Below are 2,567 nucleotides of genomic sequence, written 5' to 3' on the forward strand. Positions count from 1 at the left end.
CCTTCCCCGGCGGCCTTTCGGCCGCGCGATTCCATGAATCCACTGTAACGCACCCGCCGCCGGATGTCAACCCAAAACCGGGGCCGGGCGGACGCCAAACAAAATTTCCTCCCGCAAAGGGGGCGGGCCGCCGCGCGGGGGGCCCCGCTTTTCTCCGCTTTCCCGCTAAACGCCCAAAAGCGGCAGGGCACGGCGGCGCGCCGCCAGTCGCCCCCCGCCGCCGCGCCGCATAGTATGGCAGTGTGAGCAACAACAAGCGGCGGCAGTATAAGGGTGGCGACAGCCCTCAGAAGAGCCTGCGTATGACGACCTGCTGCTTCACATAAAGGGAGGGCGGATTTGATCCGCCCTCCCTTTTTCGTACCCTTCCTCACGGGGGCGCTCAACAGCCGGCAGACGCGGCCCGCCCGATGCGCGTCCTCCCCGTCCTCCCCCGCTACCCCGTCAGCTCGCGGCGCAGGGCGGTCAGGATCTTTTTTTCGCGGCGGGAAACCTGCACCTGCGTCATACCCAGACGCGCGGCGGTCTGCACCTGCGTCATGCCGGAGAAATACCGCAGCACGATCAGCTTGCGGTCGTTCGGCTCGAGGCTCCCCACCACCTGCTTGAGGGAGATCACGTCGGAGAGCATGTCCTCGGGCGACGCGACCGGCAGATCGATCTGCCCGCCGTCGTCGTCGCTTTCGGTGAGGGAGAGGGGCGGCGCGGCGGCGCAGAGCGCCTCGACCACCTGTTCCTCCGGCAGGTCCATCGACTGCGCGAGGTCGACCACCGTCGGGTCCCGGCCGAGGATATTCGCGAGGCGCTCCCGCTCCCGGGAGATGCGCATCGACAGCTCCTTGAGGGTACGGGAGACCTTGACCGCGCCGCCGTCCCGAAAGAGGCGGCGCATCTCGCCGAGGATGACGGGCACCGCGTAGGTGGAGAACCGCACGCCGCGCGTCTCGTCGAACGCGTCGGCGGCCTTGCACAGCCCCATGCAGCCCGCCTGGAAGAGATCGTCATATTCGATCCCGCGCCCCTTGAACCGGTGGGCGCAGGCGTGTACCAGGCCGATATTCTGGGAGATTGTCTGTTCACGTTTGCCTTCGGCACATTCGATCACAGGATTCATGCCTCCTTGCTGCGAATGTCCCTCTCCAGAACCACCGTCGTCCCCTTTCCTTCCTTGGACGTCACCTTGACGCGGTCCATGAGGCTCTGCATGACCGCAAAGCCCAGGCCCGCGCGTTCCTCCTCCGGCGCGGTCGTATACATCGGTTCCATCGCCTTTTTGATGTCGGGGATGCCGCAGCCCTTGTCGCGCACCTTGATGACGACGCGGTGGTCGGGCAGGATATTCGCGGTTATGTACACAATCCCCAGCCGGTCGCGGTAGGCGTGGACGATGCAGTTGGTCACCGCCTCGCTGACGGCGGTCTTGACGTCGGAAAGCTCCTCCACGGTCGGGTCGAGCTGCGCGACGAACGCCGCCACGGCGGTGCGGGAGAACGCCTCGTTGACCGAGCGGCCCTCGAATTGCAGCTTCATCGAATTAATTGCTTTCATCTTCCATTCCTCCGGCTTTCGCAGACTTGTCGGGTACGGGGCGGCGCTCGGACCTGTCCAGAACCGCGAGGCGGTCGAGCCCCGCGAGGACCATCACCTTTTTCAGATGGCTCGCCACGTTGACCAGGTGCAGCGTCCCGCCCAGCTCCTGCATGAGCTTGTAACGCCCCATCACCAGCCCGATGCCGGACGAATCCATGAATGTGACGTCGCGGAAGTCGATCTCCAGTTCGCGGACCTGCCCCTTGAGCACCGCGCCGTCGATCGTCTCGCGCATCTCCTTGGCGCTGTGGTGGTCGATGTCGCCGATAATCCGCGCGGTCAACAGCTCGTCCGCCAGATCGATTTGAACAGCCATAATCTTCTACGTCCTTTCCTGGGAAGGCGTTTCGCCCCGCTTTCGCGCAGCAAAAAAGCCCTATCCAAAGGATAGAGCTTTTTTGCTGAAAATGCTGTCGAAGCATGTCCCTATTCCAATTTCATCCCGGGGAAAAAGAGGGCGCGCACCTCCGCCGCCAGATAGAGCGACCCGCAGACGGCCACCACGCCGCCCTCCGCGGCGGCGACCGCCCGCGCCAGCTCGACCGCCTCTTCGGCGCTGTGGGCCGCGGAGGCCCGCAGCCCGAGCGCGTCGGCGCGCTCGGCGAGCAGGTGCGCGTCGAGCGCGCGGGGGCTCTTCGGGGTCGCGCAGATGAGACGCTTAAAGCGCGGGGCGAGCGCGGCGAGCGCGCCGCCCCCGTCCTTGTCCGCGAGGACGCCCATCACGCCGGTGACCGGACGGTCCCCGGCGAGGGAAAGCGCGTCCGCGAGCGCGCGGGCCGCCTGCGGGTTGTGCGCGCCGTCGAGGATGACGAGCGGGTCCCGCCCGACGATCTCGAACCGTGCGGGGATCCGCGCCGACGCGATCCCGCGCGGGATCGCGTCCCCCCGCAGGATTTTGCCGAACCCCGGCATCCGCCCCAGCTCGTCCGCCACCGTGAAGGCGGTCATCGCGTTGTCCACCTGGTGCCGCCCCGCCA

The 2,567-nt window shown here is 66.7% G+C and carries 4 protein-coding genes; all 4 read right to left on the reverse strand.

Annotated features, from left to right (window positions below; genetic code table 11):
• Positions 1-436: 436 nt before the first annotated feature.
• Complete coding sequence (locus RDM88_RS12565) at positions 437-1,114, reverse strand: sigma-70 family RNA polymerase sigma factor (RefSeq protein ID WP_308755165.1); 678 nt, start codon at positions 1,112-1,114, stop codon at positions 437-439.
• Complete coding sequence (gene spoIIAB / locus RDM88_RS12570) at positions 1,111-1,548, reverse strand: anti-sigma F factor (protein ID WP_308755166.1); 438 nt, start codon at positions 1,546-1,548, stop codon at positions 1,111-1,113. Before spoIIAB ends, RDM88_RS12565 begins: the two co-directional genes overlap by 4 nt.
• On the reverse strand, positions 1,535-1,906 hold the full coding sequence (locus RDM88_RS12575) for an anti-sigma factor antagonist (RefSeq protein WP_308755167.1): 372 nt from the start codon (positions 1,904-1,906) through the stop codon (positions 1,535-1,537). Before RDM88_RS12575 ends, spoIIAB begins: the two co-directional genes overlap by 14 nt.
• Before the next feature lie 110 nt (positions 1,907-2,016).
• Positions 2,017-2,567 (reverse strand): glutamate ligase domain-containing protein (locus tag RDM88_RS12580; RefSeq protein WP_308755168.1); only part of this gene is annotated, 551 nt, incomplete at its 5' end.

The sequence above is a fragment of the uncultured Anaerotruncus sp. genome, assembly GCF_902490045.1.
GTDB lineage: Bacteria > Bacillota > Clostridia > Oscillospirales > Ruminococcaceae > Anaerotruncus.